The 17,771-nt window shown below is 48.2% G+C and carries 21 protein-coding genes and 2 pseudogenes; 21 read left to right on the plus strand and 2 right to left on the minus strand.

Annotation, left to right across the window (positions count from 1 at the left end; translation table 11 throughout):
• Nucleotides 1-21 precede the first annotated feature (21 nt).
• The 13 genes and pseudogenes from IP582_RS09905 to IP582_RS09960 all read left to right on the plus strand — a co-directional run bounded on the left by IP582_RS09905 (nt 22) and on the right by IP582_RS09960 (nt 11,670).
• A complete protein-coding gene (locus IP582_RS09905; RefSeq protein ID WP_228007959.1) occupies nt 22-444 on the plus strand; it encodes a hypothetical protein in 423 nt (140 codons plus the stop codon).
• Entirely contained in the window at nt 441-1,547 is a 1,107-nt protein-coding gene (gene tri1, locus IP582_RS09910; protein WP_193795801.1) for an ADP-ribosylarginine hydrolase Tri1, read from the plus strand. The genes IP582_RS09905 and tri1 (IP582_RS09910) overlap by 4 nt, the downstream gene beginning before the upstream one ends.
• Nucleotides 1,548-1,786: 239 nt before the next feature.
• Entirely contained in the window at nt 1,787-3,718 is a 1,932-nt protein-coding gene (locus IP582_RS09915) for a type VI secretion system Vgr family protein (protein WP_193795802.1), read from the plus strand.
• An 11-nt stretch (nt 3,719-3,729) separates the two neighbouring features.
• Entirely contained in the window at nt 3,730-4,530 is an 801-nt protein-coding gene (locus IP582_RS09920) for a DcrB-related protein (RefSeq protein WP_193795803.1), read from the plus strand.
• Entirely contained in the window at nt 4,530-5,873 is a 1,344-nt protein-coding gene (locus IP582_RS09925) for a PAAR domain-containing protein (RefSeq protein WP_193795804.1), read from the plus strand. The genes IP582_RS09920 and IP582_RS09925 overlap by 1 nt, the downstream gene beginning before the upstream one ends.
• A complete protein-coding gene (gene tri1 / locus IP582_RS09930; protein WP_193795805.1) occupies nt 5,870-6,940 on the plus strand; it encodes an ADP-ribosylarginine hydrolase Tri1 in 1,071 nt (356 codons plus the stop codon). Before IP582_RS09925 ends, tri1 (IP582_RS09930) begins: the two co-directional genes overlap by 4 nt.
• 129 nt (nt 6,941-7,069) lie before the next feature.
• On the plus strand, nt 7,070-7,252 hold the full coding sequence (locus IP582_RS09935; RefSeq protein WP_193795806.1) for a hypothetical protein: 183 nt from the start codon (nt 7,070-7,072) through the stop codon (nt 7,250-7,252).
• A 72-nt stretch (nt 7,253-7,324) separates the two neighbouring features.
• A complete protein-coding gene (locus IP582_RS25540; protein ID WP_370551801.1) occupies nt 7,325-7,477 on the plus strand; it encodes a hypothetical protein in 153 nt (50 codons plus the stop codon).
• A gap of 81 nt (nt 7,478-7,558) precedes the next feature.
• Nucleotides 7,559-7,876 (plus strand): hypothetical protein, encoded by a 318-nt coding sequence (locus IP582_RS09945; protein WP_193795807.1) that lies wholly within the window; start codon nt 7,559-7,561, stop codon nt 7,874-7,876.
• A gap of 70 nt (nt 7,877-7,946) precedes the next feature.
• Nucleotides 7,947-8,462: a hypothetical protein gene (locus tag IP582_RS09950; RefSeq protein ID WP_193795808.1), complete on the plus strand. Its 516-nt coding sequence runs from the start codon at nt 7,947-7,949 to the stop codon at nt 8,460-8,462.
• 626 nt (nt 8,463-9,088) lie between these two features.
• Nucleotides 9,089-10,990: pseudogene (locus IP582_RS09955) on the plus strand (RHS repeat-associated core domain-containing protein); the annotation flags it as partial.
• 27 nt (nt 10,991-11,017) lie between these two features.
• Nucleotides 11,018-11,347, plus strand: a complete 330-nt coding sequence (locus IP582_RS25310; protein ID WP_228007989.1) for a hypothetical protein — start codon at nt 11,018-11,020, stop codon at nt 11,345-11,347.
• Nucleotides 11,344-11,670 (plus strand): hypothetical protein, encoded by a 327-nt coding sequence (locus IP582_RS09960; RefSeq protein ID WP_228007960.1) that lies wholly within the window; start codon nt 11,344-11,346, stop codon nt 11,668-11,670. Before IP582_RS25310 ends, IP582_RS09960 begins: the two co-directional genes overlap by 4 nt.
• A gap of 52 nt (nt 11,671-11,722) precedes the next feature.
• Here IP582_RS09960 and IP582_RS09965 read toward each other — a convergent pair.
• Nucleotides 11,723-12,062: pseudogene (locus IP582_RS09965) on the minus strand (SymE family type I addiction module toxin).
• Between the two features lie 52 nt (nt 12,063-12,114).
• Between IP582_RS09965 and IP582_RS09970 the strand changes: the two are divergent.
• The 8 genes from IP582_RS09970 (at nt 12,115) to IP582_RS10005 (ending at nt 15,724) form a co-directional block, all read left to right on the plus strand.
• A complete protein-coding gene (locus IP582_RS09970) occupies nt 12,115-12,531 on the plus strand; it encodes a hypothetical protein (RefSeq protein WP_193795809.1) in 417 nt (138 codons plus the stop codon).
• Nucleotides 12,532-12,536: 5 nt separating this feature from the next.
• Complete coding sequence (locus tag IP582_RS25545; protein WP_193795810.1) at nt 12,537-12,848, plus strand: TNT domain-containing protein; 312 nt, start codon at nt 12,537-12,539, stop codon at nt 12,846-12,848.
• Nucleotides 12,849-12,933: 85 nt separating this feature from the next.
• Entirely contained in the window at nt 12,934-13,227 is a 294-nt protein-coding gene (locus IP582_RS09980; protein ID WP_193795811.1) for a hypothetical protein, read from the plus strand.
• Between the two features lie 51 nt (nt 13,228-13,278).
• Nucleotides 13,279-13,551 carry a hypothetical protein gene (locus tag IP582_RS09985; protein ID WP_193795812.1) on the plus strand — a complete coding sequence of 91 codons (273 nt, stop codon included), beginning with the start codon at nt 13,279-13,281 and terminating at the stop codon, nt 13,549-13,551.
• Nucleotides 13,552-13,767: 216 nt separating this feature from the next.
• Nucleotides 13,768-14,097: a hypothetical protein gene (locus IP582_RS09990; RefSeq protein ID WP_193795813.1), complete on the plus strand. Its 330-nt coding sequence runs from the start codon at nt 13,768-13,770 to the stop codon at nt 14,095-14,097.
• A gap of 154 nt (nt 14,098-14,251) precedes the next feature.
• Nucleotides 14,252-14,371, plus strand: coding sequence for a glycohydrolase toxin TNT-related protein (locus tag IP582_RS25550; protein ID WP_193795814.1), 120 nt, complete (start codon nt 14,252-14,254; stop codon nt 14,369-14,371).
• 283 nt (nt 14,372-14,654) lie between these two features.
• A complete protein-coding gene (locus IP582_RS10000; protein WP_193795815.1) occupies nt 14,655-15,086 on the plus strand; it encodes an immunity 26/phosphotriesterase HocA family protein in 432 nt (143 codons plus the stop codon).
• A 245-nt stretch (nt 15,087-15,331) separates the two neighbouring features.
• Entirely contained in the window at nt 15,332-15,724 is a 393-nt protein-coding gene (locus IP582_RS10005) for a hypothetical protein (protein ID WP_193795816.1), read from the plus strand.
• A gap of 126 nt (nt 15,725-15,850) precedes the next feature.
• Here IP582_RS10005 and IP582_RS10010 read toward each other — a convergent pair whose 3' ends face one another.
• Nucleotides 15,851-17,623 carry a sigma-54-dependent Fis family transcriptional regulator gene (locus IP582_RS10010; protein WP_193795817.1) on the minus strand — a complete coding sequence of 591 codons (1,773 nt, stop codon included), beginning with the start codon at nt 17,621-17,623 and terminating at the stop codon, nt 15,851-15,853.
• Between the last annotated feature and the right edge of the window lie 148 nt (nt 17,624-17,771).

Genomic DNA, 17,771 nt, shown 5'->3' on the forward strand with positions numbered 1-17,771 from the left:
GGAACAGGATGGTATTAAGGGATGAATATCTCGACGTTTGATATGGTGAATGTTGTTGCCACACTGGTGCTGATAGTGATTGGTTTCGGGCTGGCAAAAAGAGTAGCGTGTAATTCTCAACGCAAAGAGCAGGACATTCTCGCCAACGGCAGCGATGTGAATATCACCATTTTATCCATGAAGCAAAGCGGGTTGTTTATTAATAACAACCCGGTCATTGAAATGTCATTACGGGTGGAACAACCACTGTTTAATAAAAGCTGGCTGGTCGAAAAACATAATGAAACGGCGTGGTTAATCGCCGTTGCGGCTTATCAGCCAGGGAATGTTTATCAGGGCAAGCTGGGGCAAAATAACAAGAGCCTGGTCTTTGTAAAAGACGGTAGCGGCAAACCGCTGCCTGCGATACAGCAGCAAAGAAAGACAGGGAAGGGACAATCGTGATCGATTTACATTCTGATATTCGGGAAATAGAGCGTTATGCAAAACAGTATGAGCACTATATTCCGTTTACTAATGCGCGGACGCAGCACCGCATGCTGTATGACTACATTGCACATCCACTGGTAGAGGACCCGCAAGAAGCCGCGTCGACAAAATGGTATGACACGCCTGATCAGGTCAAGCCGCTGGATATCTGTCGCGACAGGGCCATAGGCGCGCTTGTCGGGCTCGCCGTGGGCGATGCCGTGGGCACCACGCTGGAATTTATGCCTCGTGACCATCGTACCGTGACGGATATGGTGGGGGGTGGGCCATTTCGCCTGAAACCCGGTGAGTGGACCGACGACACCTCTATGGCCCTGTGTCTGGCTGAAACAGTGCTGGAGCGCAAATATGCCAGCAGGCAATGTTTCAGGGACAAGCTGGTGAAGTGGTATCGCGAGGGCTATAACAGCGTTAACGGTGTCTGTTTTGATATTGGCAATGCGACCCGTTATGCCCTGGAACAATATGAGATTAACGGAGCGGACTGGTTTGGTAATACGTCCCCGGAAACAGCGGGAAATGCATCCATTATTCGATTAGCGCCTGTACCGATCTATTTTCGTCGCAATTTCGCTCAGGCATTCTATAACGCGAAAATTCAAAGTCAGGCCACCCATTGCGCGACCGAGGCTGTAAGTTCCGCACATTATCTGAGCTGCTTACTGCTTCTGCTGATTAATGGGTACGACAAAGAACGTGTATTTTCCCCGCAAATGATGCCGTTAGAGCCGCGCGTGCTGATCATCAACGCCGGTGAATATAAAGAAAAAAGCCGCGACCAGATCCGCTCCAGTGGCTATGTTATCGATACGCTGGAAGCGGCCATGTGGGCGGTATGGCACACCGACAATTTCCGTGATGCCATCTTGCTGGCGGCGAACCTTGCCGATGATGCCGACAGCGTGGCGGCGACGGCCGGACAGCTTGCCGGTGCTTTATATGGCTGGTCGGGGATTCCGCAGGCATGGAAAGAGAAGCTGGTGCAGTATGACCGCATTGTCTCTATGGCCGCGGCCTTATTTGACCAGGCACCGGATGAGGATACGCCGACGGAATAAAATAGTGGCATGACTGAGGTTGATAATAACCTCGGCAGACAGCCAGGAACACGGTCTTATATTGTGCCCGATACGGAGCGATAAATATAACGGCCAGTACAGACGGGCAGATACAATTTACCTCACCAGACATCAAAATTTAGTAAAAATACCGCAATCTTAGCGGGTGGATTTTCTCTATCGAATGGCATTTGCGCTGACGATTTCAGCGCGTTGCTACTTTTAACGGAATGAACCTTATGCTCAACCGTATTACCGTGCAGCTTCCGGTCGAAGGGCTGCTGTTCTGGAAACTGTCAGGGCGTGAAGCGCTGTCAGAACCTTATGCACTTGGCCTGACGCTGCTGGGCACCGATGCGCGCATGGATCGCAGCCAGCTACTGGGAAAGGCCGTCACTGTGACGGTCCCGACGCAGGATATAACATCGCCGCGCTACTTTAACGGCAAAGTGACCCGCGTTGCGGTGAGCGCCGTGGAGCTGTCCGGCACCCGCTACGCGGTCTATCAACTCAGCGTTGAATCCGACTTATGGCCAATGCAGCGTGACCGTAACCTGCGTATTTTCCAGGGGCAGACGGTACCGCAAATCGTCAAAACGCTGCTTTCTGAAAACCAGGTCAATGTCGAAGACAAGCTGACCGGCAGCTATCGCGTCTGGGACTACTGCGTACAGTATCAGGAGAGCAGCTTCGACTTTATCAGCCGCCTGATGGAACTGGAGGGCATCAGCTACTTCTTCCGCCACGAGGCGGAGCGGCATGTTCTGGTACTGACCGATGCGGCGACCCAGCATCAGCCGTTTGCCGGTTACGAAACCATTCCTTATCACGTGACACCGTCCGGTGGCAGTACGGATGAAGAGGGGATCAGCCAGTGGGCGCTGACCGACAGCGTGACGCCGGGGATCTACAGCCTGGACGATTATGATTTCCGCAAACCGAATGCCTGGCTGTTTCAGGCCCGGCAGAACCCGGTCTCACCACAACCGGGCAGCATTGATGTGTACGACTGGCCGGGGCGCTTTGTCGAACACGATCATGCGGATTTCTATGCCCGCATCCGCCAGGAGCGCTGGCAGGTGGAGCATCAACAGATTCATGGTAGCGCCACGGCGCTCGGTATCGCGCCGGGTAACACGTTTACCCTCTACAACGCCCCCTTTTTCAGCGATAACGCGGAATACCTGACCACCGAGGCTAACTACTGGCTGGAAGAGAACAATTACGCCAGCGGGGGAAGCTCGCAAACGATGCACCGCATTGATTTCACGGTGATCCCCTCCACCGTTACATACCGTCCAGCGCAAAAATCGGCCTGGCCGCGGACCTATGGGCCACAGACCGCAAGAGTCGTCGGCCCGCAGGGGGAAAGCATCTGGACCGATCGCTATGGCCGGGTGAAGGTGAAGTTCCACTGGGACAGACTGGCGAAGGGCGACGATACCAGCTCCTGCTGGGTGCGTGTCTCCAGCGCCTGGGCGGGACAAGGTTTCGGCGGGGTACAAATTCCACGCGTCGGCGATGAAGTGGTGGTCGATTTTATTAACGGTGACCCGGACAGACCAATCATCACCGGACGTGTTTATAACGAAGCCAGCATGCCGCCGTGGGCGCTTCCTGCCGCCGCCACCCAGATGGGGTTCCTCAGCCGTTCGAAAGACGGTTCTGCTGACACCGCCAACGCCCTGCGTTTTGAAGATAAAGCGGGGGAGGAGCAGGTGTGGATCCAGGCCGAACGGAATATGGACACCAACGTTAAGAATGACGAAACGCATACTATTGAGAAGAATCACACTCAGTTCGTTGGTGAGAATGAAACCTTACGGGTAGTGAAGGACCAGAATACAGGCGTTAAGGGAAATCTCACGAGTCTGACGGGTAATAACCGCGATGATAAGGTTGTGAACACTTTTACGCTTGCTGCAGGCGAAATGCTGCGTATTGAATGCGGGCAAAGCGCAATTGAACTGCTCAAGGACGGTACGGTCAGCATAATCGGCAATAACTTTAATTTCACGGCGGCAGAGAGTGCGCAAATTAATACACTTAGTGGCGATCTGCACCTGAATCCGGCCGATGGCAGTGCCGGAACCCTGGCGGTTGGCTCGAATCAACAAACCGCAATACAGCAGGAAGTTGATAACTTTTTTATCGTTAAAGCTAATAAATAAAGGGAAGCGCGATGGCTGACTATATTCTCCAGGAGGCGACACTCGCTTTACCTGATGTATTTAAAGACCGTACGATGAATCTTTTTACCCTTAATGACACGGGTGCCAGTGAATTTACCTTTGTTGTATCTCGTGCGGGGGCGAAAAACGGAGAGACCGTACAGGCAGTTGCGGCGCGTATCGCCCGCGAACTGGAAGTTACAGTGCCAGAGTTTCGCATGGAATCGACACAGCAGAAGTTAATCGATGGCGAGCCGGCTGTAGAGCTTTTTTACCAATTCAAAAATGGCAACGTATTAATTTTTCAGCGCCAGACCGTTATTCTTTTGGATGAACCGTCGAGTGGAAAAAAAGTTGTTTGCTATATAGGCACCTGTCCTGGTGAATTTACTGAGCTCTATCAGAAACAATATCAGGACATTATTGCGAGTATCCGCTTTCACCATAATCAACATGAGGTGACGCTAGGGGAAATGATCCGCGCGGATAATCCGGATCTCTTTTTCGCGCTGGATACGGAAACCTGTAATCTGGACGTTTTTTCCGGTGTGCAAGCGTTATATCGAAGTCTGCCTTTGCAGCGTGCCCGTGAAGGTCTCTACTTACTCTATGCCCAGGACGGTTCCCCGCTGCGTATCGCACCTGTCCCCGACACGCAGCCGATACGCTACGCCTTATGGTCTGTTGCCACAGTGCCCGGGCATCATCTGGAACAACAACTCAGTATCTGCCGCACCGTTAACGGGCCGCAGGGACTCGCTTCCCCTGAGCAGATACTGGCGTTTCTTACCCGGCAACGGACTTCGTCGTAATGACTGCGCTACAGGCTGCAAGGGTCGATGATCCTATAGCCCACACTGCATCGAAATCCTGGATGATTGTTGGGCTTATCGGTGGTGCCATACTGGGGGCTGCGACAGTAGCAACCGGCGGGCTGGCGCTGGTTGTGGCGTCAGCTGCTGTAGGTGCCTGCGCCGCAGGCGGGTTGGGAGAGGTGCTGGGAAGTATGTCCTGGGCGCCCCGACATGTCACTGGCATGCTCACTGAGGGTTCGCCAAATGTTTATGTGAATAGCCGTAAGGCAATTCGCGCGCATCTGTCGTTGGGTAAATGCGATGAACATAGTGGTTCGCCAAAGCGGGTCGCCGAAGGTTCCATTAAGATCTATATCAATAATTATCCTGCTGCACGGCTAGGAGACAAACTCACTTGTAGTGCCGAGATTTTTTCCGGGTCACCCAATGTTTTTTTTGGTGGCGCGAAAGTACAAACGGACGAGATAAGTCCTGAGATTCCGGGCTGGGTGAACTGGGTCATGTTAGGGGTAGGAACCGCGGCACTCGCTGTGGTCGCCACTCCAGCCATCGCTTTGCTCAGTACCGCTGGTGCCTTATTGGGGGGGACTGCAGGAAACTGGGCTGGGGGATGGTTGTTTGGTGAGGGCAGTGACGGGCAAAAATGGAGCATGCTGTTCGGCAGCCTGATAGGTGGCGGTGCTGGCATGAAAGGTGGCGCGAAATTTGATGCTGTGCGTGCTGCGCGGCTCAGCGCAGAGCCAGTGGCTCCGGACGTTGCTGTGACAGCAATAAACCCGGTAAAACCGGCCATGCCACTCGAAGAAGCGATGCCCGGTTGGGGAGAGGCATGGATTAAGAATGGCAGAAAATATGCCGAATTACGCGATCCTTATTTGTCATCTAAACTCACGGATGATCAGGTTGGCGCGCTCTATGGCTATACAACTAACGAAGGCTATACCATGCTTAACCCTGCGTTACGTGGAACAGAGCCTATGACGCCGGGGTTGGAGGCGTATTCGCAGCATCTATCGGAGGCGATGGATGTGCTTCCGCCAACATCCGGTACGTTCTTACGCGGCGTACGGAGTTTGCCGCCTGAGGTCCTTGATCAGCATGTGCCGGGAAATATTGTCTCCGATCCGGGTTATTTCAGCACGGATATGGTAAAACCTTTTAAAGGCAAAATTCAAATGCAGGTGGAGGGGTATTCTGGTAAACAAATTGACTTTGTATCTGAGTTTAAAGATATTAATTTGGAGACTGAAGTGCTGTTTAAGCCTAACACCAAATTTGAAGTTATCGACAGGGTAGAAAGTCATGGGTTTATCCATATCAAGCTTAAGGAAGTTCAATGATCGATTTACATGCCGATGATTCAGAGATTAATAATTATGTCACCCGTTATATGGAATACCTTCCTTACTCTACGCGTGGACTGACACAAGAAGAGCTGGATAGTCTCGAACCAAAATATAAATATTGGGATCGTACACTTGAGCTTGACGTTAGCGAGGATGTGTCCCGTGATAAAGCGATAGGTGCTTTGGTCGGACTCGCTGTAGGCGATGCAGTGGGTACAACGCTTGAATTTAAGCCTCGTGACGTAAACCATGTTCACGATATGATTGGTGGAGGACCATTTCGTTTGCGTCCTGGTGAATGGACTGATGATACCTCCATGGCATTATGCCTGGCGCAGACCTATCTGCAGGCTAATCGCTTAGATGCTGATCTGTTTTGCCAGTTAATGCTTCGATGGTATAAATTTGGTGAAAATAGCAGCAATGGCCGATGTTTTGATATTGGTAATGCTACGCGTTATGCGCTGGAGCAATATTCCCTGCATGGTCTGAAATGGGACACAAAAGCAGCTAATAATTCGGCAGGGAATGCACCCATTATTCGTATTGCGCCTGTCTCAATATTCAGACGAAAGTCTCATCGGGCGATTTATTTTGATTCTAAAGCGCAATGCCATGCGACACATTTTGCACGTGATGCGTTAGACGCCAGTCAGTTTATGGCCCTTATGCTCCATTATCTCATTAGTGGTTACGATAAGGAGATGTCTTTTTCACCACATATATATCCTTTACTTTCACGCGTGCTAATCATCAATGCCGGTGAATATAAAGAAAAAAGCCGCGATCAAATTCGCTCCAGTGGTTATGTCATCGATACGCTGGAAGCTGCCATGTGGGCGGTGTGGAACACCGATAATTTCCGTGATGCCATCTTGCTGGCGGCGAACCTGGCCGATGATGCCGACAGCGTGGCGGCGACGGCCGGGCAACTTGCCGGCGCTTTATATGGCTGGTCGGGTATTCCACAAGAATGGAAAGATAAGCTGATACAGCATGACAGAATTGCATCACTTGCAGCTCAATTGTTTGATCGTGCACCGGATGACTATCCGGGATAATACGTTACTGGGTTATCACTTTTTACAGGCAACCTGATACGACTATGACGATATAGCGCAGCTAACAAGCTGCGCTGGTAATACAATAATTGTACAACTCTGAGCATCCTTTGCACGTTGGTGGCCTTGATGGCGGAGCAACATGGCCCCGGCAGTCAGATGATTAAGCTCATCATTGCTCTCAAATCAAAAGGAAATGTTCGGATCCAGTCAATGAGTAAAGAGTACTACACCGCGATTGATTATATCAATGATGTGTTTGATGTTATTAATCTTCGGCTTGTAAAGCGCCTGGGTTTTCTCTCTATGTAATAGAAAAAATCAGTTTTAATATAATTCTTTTTTTCTGGAACCGAAAAAGATAAATGCGCGATACATAATGATTTGGGATCGTTAGCCTTAAAACAATTTGATACGGTTGATCCTGAGCTGTCAAAACATTTATCTAACGCTAACCGTATCTCTTCGAAAATTGCTTGTAAATTAAAAAACGATTTTTCCACACCAGGAGGGGGTTGGTTGTGTGAAAAGAAATAAATGCTAAAAATAAAATGTGTCAGGTGAATAAAGCAATGATATCATTTTCTTGTATATAAGAAAATCATTCAGGATAATGCTATGACTGATATGTTTTTACTGTTAAGGGAGTCATGGGATTACGATATATATTCCCAAGGCTCCACGTTGGTGATTACTGTTGTTTTTTCAGAATACAATTTGCATTCGCAAATGGATGTGTTTCGTTCTTTTACTATATCGAAAGAGACACTTATCCAATATGAAGAGAGTGGTAATTTTAAAGCATTAGCCAATAAAATTAGAGAGAGCTGGCATCGTCACATCTGGAATGAATTAAAACCTCATATTTTTATATCAGGGAAAGATACAGTGGCTAAGTATAAAGATTCAATGACACTGATTGCATCTGTTTGTTAGCCTGATATCCTATTACGTAGCATTATGAATGTGAATCCGCCATATTTTTGAACAAGGAATGACCAAACACATGGTAAAATACCTCCGGAAGCAAAAACGCAGCATCTATGGTGCGGTTGCGTTACTGATAACTGCCCCTGCTGTGGCGAAAACACCAACAAACAATCTCTGGGATTTTATTGTTTACATTAAGTCGGCAACCCGCTACCTGACGGTGGATACCGTTTCGCAGTATCCGTTGTCACTAACCCTGAATAATCAAAATGAGTACGTTAATTTTTATCAGTCGGATGCGGTGTTTTTGGATGATGGTAGTCAAATTGACGATATCGACGTGCGCCTGAGGCGGATTCCGAAAGAGCAATCCGCCTTTATCAGTTTTTCACTCAAGGGCCAGTGCATAACGCTTGCGCAAGTCCGTCAGCATTATTCACCGCTAAAGATTACCGATACCCCGCGCGGACATTCGGTTTATGAAGTTACCAGCTACACCGCTATGCTGAATGAAGATCAGGACGTGTCGTTCAGTTTTGCTGAAATTCATCCGGAGTGTCTAAGCGGAGTCGTGATCGACCATCGCGAATAACACTGTGCCCCAGGGCTATTATCCCTGGAGCGAGGCATCCGCGTTTAACCCTGAGTCTGTAATCTCTTCCCAGCGCTTTCACAAAATATACTTCTGCGAAGTACCGTCCCCATTCACATATGATCATTGAAAAGCTTTTTCCCCTGTACAAGGTTGTTGCTCACGTGCGTCTTTTACTCAGATGAGGGGACCGTCATGAAGACAGGCGTTGTATTTCGTCATGTGCTTTTTGAAGATTTTGATTCGCTTGGCGAAACCTTACTGGAGAAGGGATATCGCTGACGCTATATCGATACCCCTGTTCAATGTTTCTCAATGTTTGTCCCCCTGGCCGACGATTTACTTATCGTTCTATCAACTACCGGTGCTGCACTGACACGGTGACCGCTTTCATATATACACAGGTGGCAGGCAACTGGCTGAATAATCTCTCCGTCTGATAGTTTGCCCAGGCGAGTCGGGACAGTTGCGGATACGTAAGCGCAATTCAGATTCTGCCGACGTTCTGACGTTTTTCCTGTCGCGGTAAAGCGTATTGCGTGAAATCTCCAGTTTTTTTCCGCCTGGCTCATATTGACCTGGGCCTCACCGATGGCGATTTGCTCATAGGCAGGGGCAGACAACAGAACAAGCACCACGGGCTGCGCGCATCGTCGATCCGTTGGGGCAGAGTTCATTGCTCAAGTGCGACGCTTTTGGCCAGGTGATGGAAGAGATGGATGCTGTTCGGGGCGTATCACCCGCTATCACTATGATGCCGCAGGTCGCCCACTGCAACTGGAGCGGGCGGAGGGCTGGCAGGAGTCTATCGGCTGGAACTCACGTGGACTACCGGAATACCATATTACCCCGGACGGTAAGCGCCACGAGTTTAGCTGGGATGACGCAGGCCGGCTGGTGGCAACCCGTAACGCGTTAGGGGAAGAGGTGCGCCGTCGCTGGGACAGCCGCGACAGATTAACGGCATTACAAAATGAAAACGGGGAAGCGTACCATTTTGAGTGGGGTGCGGATTCGCTGCTGCTTGCTGAAACAGGGCTGGACGGTGTCGCAACACAGTATGAATATGATGCCTGCCGACGCACTGTGCGTCGTACTTTCGCCGCCGGGCATTCACAGGCTTTAACGCATGCATTTCGCTGGGGCAAGGCGGGCCAACTGCTTGCCCGCAGCACGCCGGAAGGGCAGACCCGTTATCACTACTCTGCGAATGGGCAGGTTACGCGAGTGGCGTTACATCCCCCACTGGGTGATGACGTATGGAGTCAGGAAGCTGAACAGGAGCTGATTTTTACCTATGACGCGTTGGGACGTGTTATCAGTGAAGAGGGTGAAAACGGCAGGCTGGGCTGGACTTATGATGCGCTGAACAACCGTACATCGGTGGAGTTACCCGACGGGCGTCATCTGAAATATTTCTATTACGGAAGCGGGCATCTGCTGAGCCTGGCTCTCGATAATCTGCCGATAAGCGACTTTACCCGCGATGAGTTACACCGGGAAGTTGGCCGTACGCAGGGCTTGCTGACAAGCCGCAATGAATACGATCGTCTCGGACGCATCCATCGCCGGGATGTGTTCACCGGCAATGCGCAGCGTCCGGCACCCGCACGCTGGTCACGCCGCTGGGATTACGACTACCGCAACAACCCGGTGCGCGAAGAGCGTGATGATGATCCGTTCAACTGGTGTAACTGGAAATATGACAGCGCCGGGCGTCTGCTGGAACAGGACGGCACGTCCCCCGGAAAAGAGCAATGGCGCTGGGATGCGGCGGGTAACCCGCTGGATAACAGCCTGCAGCAGTCTGTTCGTCATAACCGTCTCACCCGTTTAAATGGCATTCAGTGGAGCTATGACATTCATGGGCGGACCACCGAAAAAGACAACGGTCAGACGCGCTGGCATTATCGTTACGACGGCGAGCACCGGTTAACCGATGTGGTGGCCGTACCGAGGGATCGCAACAAACCACAAACGCAGGTCAGTTTCCGCTATGACCCGCTCGGCCGGCGTATCAGCAAAACACGCCAGCAGACGCTGGGGGGCAGGCCGGTAGGAAAGCAGGTGACGACACGTTTTCTGTGGGAAGGTTTTCGCCTGTTGCAGGAAATTCACGACGATGTGCCCCTGACTTATGTTTATAGCGACGCGGAAAGTTACGAACCGCTGGCGCGTATCGATGGTACAGAGGATCCGGATATCTTCTGGTTCCACTGTCAGCCAAACGGTACGCCGGAACGGATGACGGACCGTGAAGGACATATCCGCTGGGAAGGGCAGAACAGTGCGTGGGGTAAACTGCTGCACGAGTCGATACCGCAGGAGACGGGCTATGCGCAGAACCTGCGTATGCAGGGGCAATACCTGGATCGGGAGACCGGGTTGCACTACAATTTGTTCCGTTATTACGACCCGGATAGCGCCAGGTTCACCCGGCAGGACCCGATAGGGCTGGCGGGGGGATAAACCTTTATGCGTATGCGCCGAATGCGTTAAGTTGGATTAATCCGCTAGGTCTTAGCAAAATTCATGTTGGGTATGTTTTTCGTGCGTTGACTAAAGGACAGAAAAAATGTGCGCTGGGAGGGGGGAGGATTCCGCCAAAAGATCCTCATGCCAACTATTCTGTACAGGAGCATATTGAAAATGGAAAACTATCAACTCAGCTGATATCTACTACGAAGAAAGAAAGCACCGCAGATTTTTATAATAAAAATGATGGTAAATTAAAAATAGATTTATCAAAGATACCTGATAATGAAATTATTGATGTTAGTAATGGGCAAGGACTGTCTGGTAAGGCTTCTCGATATGCCAGGAAAGATAAAGAGGTAATCCTGACTAACGGTATTTCATCTGGTTCGTATGAGATCATTAAATGAACGATGAATTAATTTTTCAATTAAAAAAGATATCAAAAAAACTGAATGATTTTTATAGTGAAGAATATTTATATGAAGAGGATGAATATCTTGCAAATAAAGAGATAAAAGCTGAACTTGTTGATTTTATTATAAAATCAAATGAGTCAAGTGAGTTTTTACTTGTGCAGGATGCGTTGCTTCTCCTTTTTGATAACACAGGTTGTCAGGAAGATTTTGAAATATTGGATGAAATAATTTCACCATTATTTGAAAAAAATATTCTTGATGATAAGTTACTGGAGAAATACTGTAATAACTCTCCTCTATCAAGATGGAGGTAATAACATAATAAAAACCGGGTTGAAAATTAAATCTTCCCGGCTTTTTTATTATTTAATCCCCGTTCAGTACACTAAACATCCCGGTCCTTAATTCCCTTAACCGCCTGTTTAGCCTGGTAAAGCTACTCGCGCAGCTCCTGCACCTCGTTACCCTCCGCCATCAGCACAATACATCCTTCCGAGATCCTGACCGTCACGCCCCGCACGGTCTCAAATCCCGCCTCTGCCAGCCAGTTGCCCTTAAGGTGCAGGCTGGGGTGGGATGAATAGTAGGTTTTGGTAATATTCCGGCGGTTTTCGCGGCGGACTCTGACATAGCTGACTTTGTAGCGGGGCTGTGTCTTGGAAAGGGTGACTTCTGGCTTAGAATAGCTCGGTGCAGATAAGGGTATATCAGGGTGTGGCGGTAGCGTGTCTGTAGGATGCAGGCCTTTTTAGCATGTTATGGTGAAAACTGACGGTACGATTGGCGCAGGGGAAAGAACTGTTCCCGATGGAAGAGCTTTTTCTTATAAAATTGCATACTACCCTACTCCAAGAGTAGAGAAAGGTGAATCGTTTGACTTTGTTGATTTTTATAATAAAAACAAAGATGAAGTTACATCCATTGATACGATAATGAATATCAAATTATCTAATGGTTGTTACTGCTGTGTTGGTGAGGGTAGCTACGGCTCAGAGGGATTTATTGCATGTTTAGACAAAAATAAGGTATTGAAATGGGTTATTTATTCAGAAACATCAAATCCATTTTTTAATATTTATGAGTATGAATATGATACTATATTGGCAGGATCAACTGCTAACGTAAAAATAAAAGTTAACGTAAATAACCCAACGAATTTGGATTTGATGAAATAATTAATATGGCCGAGAAAAACTTTCGGCCACAACACTTAATCTTATTCAGCACACTACTAAACCAGAACTTCGTTCATTCCTTTAATCACCTGTTTAGCCTGATAAAGCTGCTCGCGCAGTTCTTGTATTTTGAGAGGCGTACATTACCATTGGATACGCTGAATAAACTATGTAAAGTCTATGAAGTTCTCGCCCCTATCCATGCTGATGCTGGGCCAGCAATACCCTGGTTTAACCAACCAGGTAAGGGAACACTGTTCGAGCTTTCTAAATCTATTAGTCAGCTTCATGCAGAAGGTAAGATAAGAGAGATATGAGGTTGAAATAACTAGGGAGTTTTATAATTTTAAACCAAAGAAAAATTTATATGATGGAGCGGAGGATGGATTTTATAAATTTAACATGGAAGTAATCATTCCCAAAATTGGTAAACATATTATATTTAATAATATAATGGCGAGTCCTATATGGGAATTTGATTCAGTCTTCCAAAAACAAATTTCCGATGAAATTAGCGGTGTTAAAACAATTATTTATGAAAATGATAACATGCCTTTATATAAATATATGAACTTAGATGTGTATGTATATAGTGATAACGTTGATGGTTGTGCTGTAAATATTATTGTCGCGGCAGGTGAAAGCCAACCATCCAAGTTTAAAATAATATTATTAGGCTATGCGATCGAAAAATAATTAGTCAATGAAAAGTATCCATTTTTTGTATCTATAAAAATGGTTGGGTAAATGTTAGAGGATCCGGGTATTTTCTGGTTCCATTGTCAGCCGAATGCGTTGAGCTGGATTGATCCGTGGGGATTAAGTTGTTCTTTTGACAGTAAATCAAATCGTTGGCGAAATAATGAGACTGGACGTTTTACTAAACGACCAACTGATCCTTCTGAATTAGTAAATAATGGTAGAATTAATAAATCCGATATTTATGCCTGGGCAAGTCAAGGCATTATCTCTAATACATGGGGACATGATCCAGTAAAATTCGCTAGTGGTGGATTTTAAAATGATGCAGGTAGTTATACCTTACATGGTCGTGGCGCTAATCCATTAGCGGCAGCCAAATTCCCTAACTCCAATGCTGCAAATGGCCCAACGGTAAGTATGAAAAACACTTCGACTGGAGAGGTCTTTAGAACTGATGGTACATGGGGAACGTTTAAATCAGATCCTAATGGCGCCCATATTCCTCTTGATGGTTCATCTTATTGAGATATTAATATGAAATTACAAGAAATAAAGGATAAAGTCTCATCCCTTCCTACAGTAATGGATATATCGGATGAGCTATTGATAATTAGTTTTTTAATGACCGTTGAATCTGGTGACTTAGCAGAAAACAAAGATGTTTTTAAATCCATAATAAGCTCATTAGAGTTGTCATATACTGATTCTGGTTTTATGGATTTGACAGAGGAATATGAGGGTATATTTATTGAGTTTTATTATTGGTTGAAGAAAATAGATAATGAATTTTGTTTGGGATTAAGTGAAAATACTATGGGTAGTTTTAGTTTGACTATTGAAGATATTAAAAAACTGATGCCATAAGTAACCAAAGTGATTATAAAACCTTCCCGGTTCTTTAATTACCTGGATTTGGTTTAATCCACTAAACAATTACGTTCTTAATTCCCTTAACCACCTGTTTAGCCTGATAAAGCTGCTCGCACAGTTCTTGTATTTTGAGAGGCGTACATTACCATTGGATACGCTGAATAAACCATATAAAGTCAATGAGGTTCTCGTCCCTATCCATGCTGATGCTGGGCCAGCAATACCCTGGTTTAACCAACCAGGCTGGAGGTACAGGCAAACATTATGATCCTATAAATGGACAAGGGTTGTATATGCTACAGGATGGAAAGAATATTATCTATGTAGGACGTGGTGATGTAACAAAGCGGAAGCTAAATAGTTATAACAAAGGATTATGGATCTTAATGGTAGAGCTAAATTAACGAATTCCTTAATAAACCTCTTCAATAAAATTTGATCATGTAGCCCTAATAACCCAAATGCTAGTGTATATGATATTGCGGGTCATAGCAGTGATTGGGGTGGAAAGTATCTAAAGATGCGTTATCAATTCTGAAAGGTAATGGTTTATGACAGTAAAATATAAAGAAGGCGACATATTTGTCATTCCTATTAGTAATGGCAAATATGCGCTTTGTCAGATTGTCTTTGCTCCAAAGCAAAAGTTTAAACAAGCGATAGGGTTCTGCATTTTATCAATACAGAATACCGACGAATTTAAAGATAGCGGTGCACTAACACCATTATCTTTTGAAAAGTTTGGCAAAGGGATGAAAGTTATTTTTACTGGTAATCAAAATATTACTAAAGGCCTTTGGAAAATTATCGGTCACGCTGATCTCACAGAGGACAAAAAACAATTAAAAATATTTAATTATGCTGGTGGTTTATATGATGGTGAGGAGGAAATCAGGAGGTTGTCTGTTGCTGAATACCCTAATTACACAACGATGGGGGTTTCCGGCTTTGAGCTTGTCGACAATGTTCTGACCAATATGTGAATATCAGAGGAAGGTTGCTTCTCCTGTTAACTATCCCGTACGATGTGGGAATTTTTCGTATGTTATTGTAAATCTGTTATTTATGGGGTGCTTTGATGGTTTTTTTATTGAATATCATTGCTATTGTATTAATTACTGTATTTGATATAGAAATAATACCGCTAACCAGGCAGATATAAATTACTACAGTTACAATGCCGTGACTGTTACGGCATTCCTATTCTTATCAGGTTACTACTAAGCCGTTGTACGACCAGGAAAACCAGACGTACGACTACATCTCCTTCCTGAAAAAGAATAATCTGACTTTCGGTTACGGGGATTACTGGAAATTATCTAACAACGTTAACTGGCTATCGTTTGGTGAAATCCATATTTCCCCGGTAATGTTTGATCTAACCGATTTCCATATTCAGTTTGACAACACGCGCCCCCAGACGCTGAGATCGTGGTTGACCGATGCTTACGTGCAAACCTCGCCGGAGCGCCAGTTTGTGGCGATCCCCGCAGTCGAAACGGAAACGGCGCCCCATCCGCGCCTGGAGGCGGTGAGAGCGCAGTTGGGCAAACCTGACGAGACGCTGCTCTACGCCGATATGACGATTTTCGTTTATCACCACCGGATACCGCTACGCTAAGCACAACGGTGAGCCCTGAGGTATCACTTCACCTCAGGGCTCACCGATTCATCCTCTCTAATAACCCAACTGACAGAGAAAGCTAATCTCTGTTCTGAGCAAGGGAAACACCCCTGTAAGCGCAATTCAGACGCTGCCGACGCTCTGGCGTTTTTCCAGTCGCCGGTAAAGCGTACTGCGTGAAATTCCCAGTTTTTTTGCCGCCAGGCTCATATTGCCCTGGGCCTCACGGATGGCGATTTGCTCATCGGCAGGGGCAGACAGCATAACGGGCGCCGGGGCGGGAGTGGGATCGCCGGGCAGATCCGCCAGCCGGACCACCGAATGGTCATCCGCCAGCGCCAGTAATACCCGCAACTGGCTTAACAACTGACGCACATTGCCCGGCCAGGGGCGGGCGGCAAGGGCGTGGATAGCCTCTTCGCTAAGGGTAATATCACGCGCGCTGGCGCCCAGCTCTTGCCACAATTTTTGGATAAACTGGCGAGTGTCGGGCCATTCGCGCAGCGGCGGGATGCGCAGATGAAACTCCTGAATGCGGTACAGCAGGTCTTCACGAAATGCCCCTGCGGCCACCTGCGCGGCGAGATCCTGATGGGTGGCGCAGATCAGCGCAAAATTGACGCTGTAGGCGGTATTTGAGCCGAGCGGCGTCACTTTTTTCTCCTGCAATACCCGAAGTAATCGGGTTTGCAGACCCGGTGGCATATCGCCAATTTCATCAAGAAACAGAACGCCGCCGTGGGCTTCGCGGAATTTCCCGCTATAACCTTTCGGGTTGGCCCCGGTAAATGCGCCAGGGGCATAGCCAAACAGCTCCGATTCAATCAGATTCTCGGGCAGGGCCGCGCAGTTAATGGCGACAAAATTACCCTCCCGCCACTGGCTGCGGCTGTGTAACTCGCGGGCGCAATGCTCTTTACCGCTTCCTGTCTCGCCGGTGATACACAGGGCAATCCCGGCATTGATAATCCGCAGCGCTTTCTCTTTTTCCGGGTCAACCGTAACCGGCGTGCGGGCGACGCCACGACCCATATAGCGGCGCGTGGGTGTGGTCTGGCGGGCGTAATAACGCTGACGATTGCTGGCTTCCAGGGTGGTTTCACCCGCATTAAGAGTGATGCCGGGAAACAGTGTCTCGATTGCTGTCGCACCAAAGTGTCCCGGTGTGAGACAGAACTCGTCTATCGCCAGCTTGTTTGCTCCCAGCAACGTGTTCTGCTCAAAAATCAGCAGCAGCTCCTGAGCGCTTCCCAGCACGCTGGCGTCACTGTGCAGACTCAGCAACCAGCGATCGGCACTGACGGCGCTGGCGGCCCACGCATGCTCAATCTGGCAGACTGCCCGGCGAATCAGGGCGGCCGCATCGTGTTTCGGCAGTTGCGCCGGGGTGGAGATGTCCAGTACGCCGGCCACGGTGCCGTCCGGGCGGAACACCGGTGAAGCGGAACAGAACAGCCCGGCATTGCGGTTAAGGTAGTGTTCACCGCCGGAGACCTCGCAGTGGCGCTGCATAGCCAGCGCGGTGCCAATGGCGTTGGTTCCCCGTGCATGTTCACCCCACAAATTGCCCGGCGCCAGCGCATAACGCTGCGCTTTATGCAGGAAATCGGCATTGCCGTGGGTTTCCAGTACCAGGCCGGTGGCATCCGACATCACCATAATAGACGGATGGCTGGACAATTCCGGTTGCAGCCTGGCAAGAAGCGGCGCAACTAACTGGCTTATCCAGGCATTTTCCGCCCGCGCGTCTTTCAGCATCGACCTGGCCACCCACGGCTGGGTGTCGTCGTCGCGGTGAAGCCCGTAATTGAGGCTACGCTGCCAGGAGTCTTCCAGTTGGCAGGGAAGCCCGGTGGTCTGCGGGGCGAGAGTAAAAGACGGTACGCGATGCGGCATGGCACACTCCGGAGAACTGAGATGTTACAATTGTGTAGCATAAAAGTGTCCCGCGTGTAGCGATGGACGACACAGTTCGCGAAGGGCGGAGCGATTTTTTTCGCCAGCCAGACAGCAATGATAAAAATTTTAATTCCGTAACATGCTG

It is taken from the genome of Citrobacter sp. BDA59-3, assembly GCF_015167655.1.
GTDB classification, from domain to species: domain Bacteria; phylum Pseudomonadota; class Gammaproteobacteria; order Enterobacterales; family Enterobacteriaceae; genus Phytobacter; species Phytobacter diazotrophicus.

Bases quoted from the DNA above. Each gene is read 5' to 3' on its own strand.
- IP582_RS09905 (WP_228007959.1), top strand. From the start codon at position 22: ATGAATATCTCGACGTTTGATATGGTGAATGTTGTTGCCACACTGGTG.
- IP582_RS09915 (WP_193795802.1), top strand. From the start codon at position 1,787: ATGCTCAACCGTATTACCGTGCAGCTTCCGGTCGAAGGGCTGCTGTTC.
- IP582_RS09920 (WP_193795803.1), top strand. From the start codon at position 3,730: ATGGCTGACTATATTCTCCAGGAGGCGACACTCGCTTTACCTGATGTA.
- IP582_RS09925 (WP_193795804.1), top strand. From the start codon at position 4,530: ATGACTGCGCTACAGGCTGCAAGGGTCGATGATCCTATAGCCCACACT.
- tri1 (WP_193795805.1), top strand. From the start codon at position 5,870: ATGATCGATTTACATGCCGATGATTCAGAGATTAATAATTATGTCACC.
- IP582_RS09935 (WP_193795806.1), top strand. From the start codon at position 7,070: ATGGCGGAGCAACATGGCCCCGGCAGTCAGATGATTAAGCTCATCATT.
- IP582_RS09945 (WP_193795807.1), top strand. From the start codon at position 7,559: ATGACTGATATGTTTTTACTGTTAAGGGAGTCATGGGATTACGATATA.
- IP582_RS09950 (WP_193795808.1), top strand. From the start codon at position 7,947: ATGGTAAAATACCTCCGGAAGCAAAAACGCAGCATCTATGGTGCGGTT.
- IP582_RS09960 (WP_228007960.1), top strand. From the start codon at position 11,344: ATGAACGATGAATTAATTTTTCAATTAAAAAAGATATCAAAAAAACTG.
- IP582_RS09970 (WP_193795809.1), top strand. From the start codon at position 12,115: ATGGTGAAAACTGACGGTACGATTGGCGCAGGGGAAAGAACTGTTCCC.
- IP582_RS25545 (WP_193795810.1), top strand. From the start codon at position 12,537: ATGGCCGAGAAAAACTTTCGGCCACAACACTTAATCTTATTCAGCACA.
- IP582_RS09980 (WP_193795811.1), top strand. From the start codon at position 12,934: ATGGAAGTAATCATTCCCAAAATTGGTAAACATATTATATTTAATAAT.
- IP582_RS09985 (WP_193795812.1), top strand. From the start codon at position 13,279: ATGTTAGAGGATCCGGGTATTTTCTGGTTCCATTGTCAGCCGAATGCG.
- IP582_RS09990 (WP_193795813.1), top strand. From the start codon at position 13,768: ATGAAATTACAAGAAATAAAGGATAAAGTCTCATCCCTTCCTACAGTA.
- IP582_RS10000 (WP_193795815.1), top strand. From the start codon at position 14,655: ATGACAGTAAAATATAAAGAAGGCGACATATTTGTCATTCCTATTAGT.
- IP582_RS10010 (WP_193795817.1), bottom strand. From the start codon at position 17,623: ATGCCGCATCGCGTACCGTCTTTTACTCTCGCCCCGCAGACCACCGGG.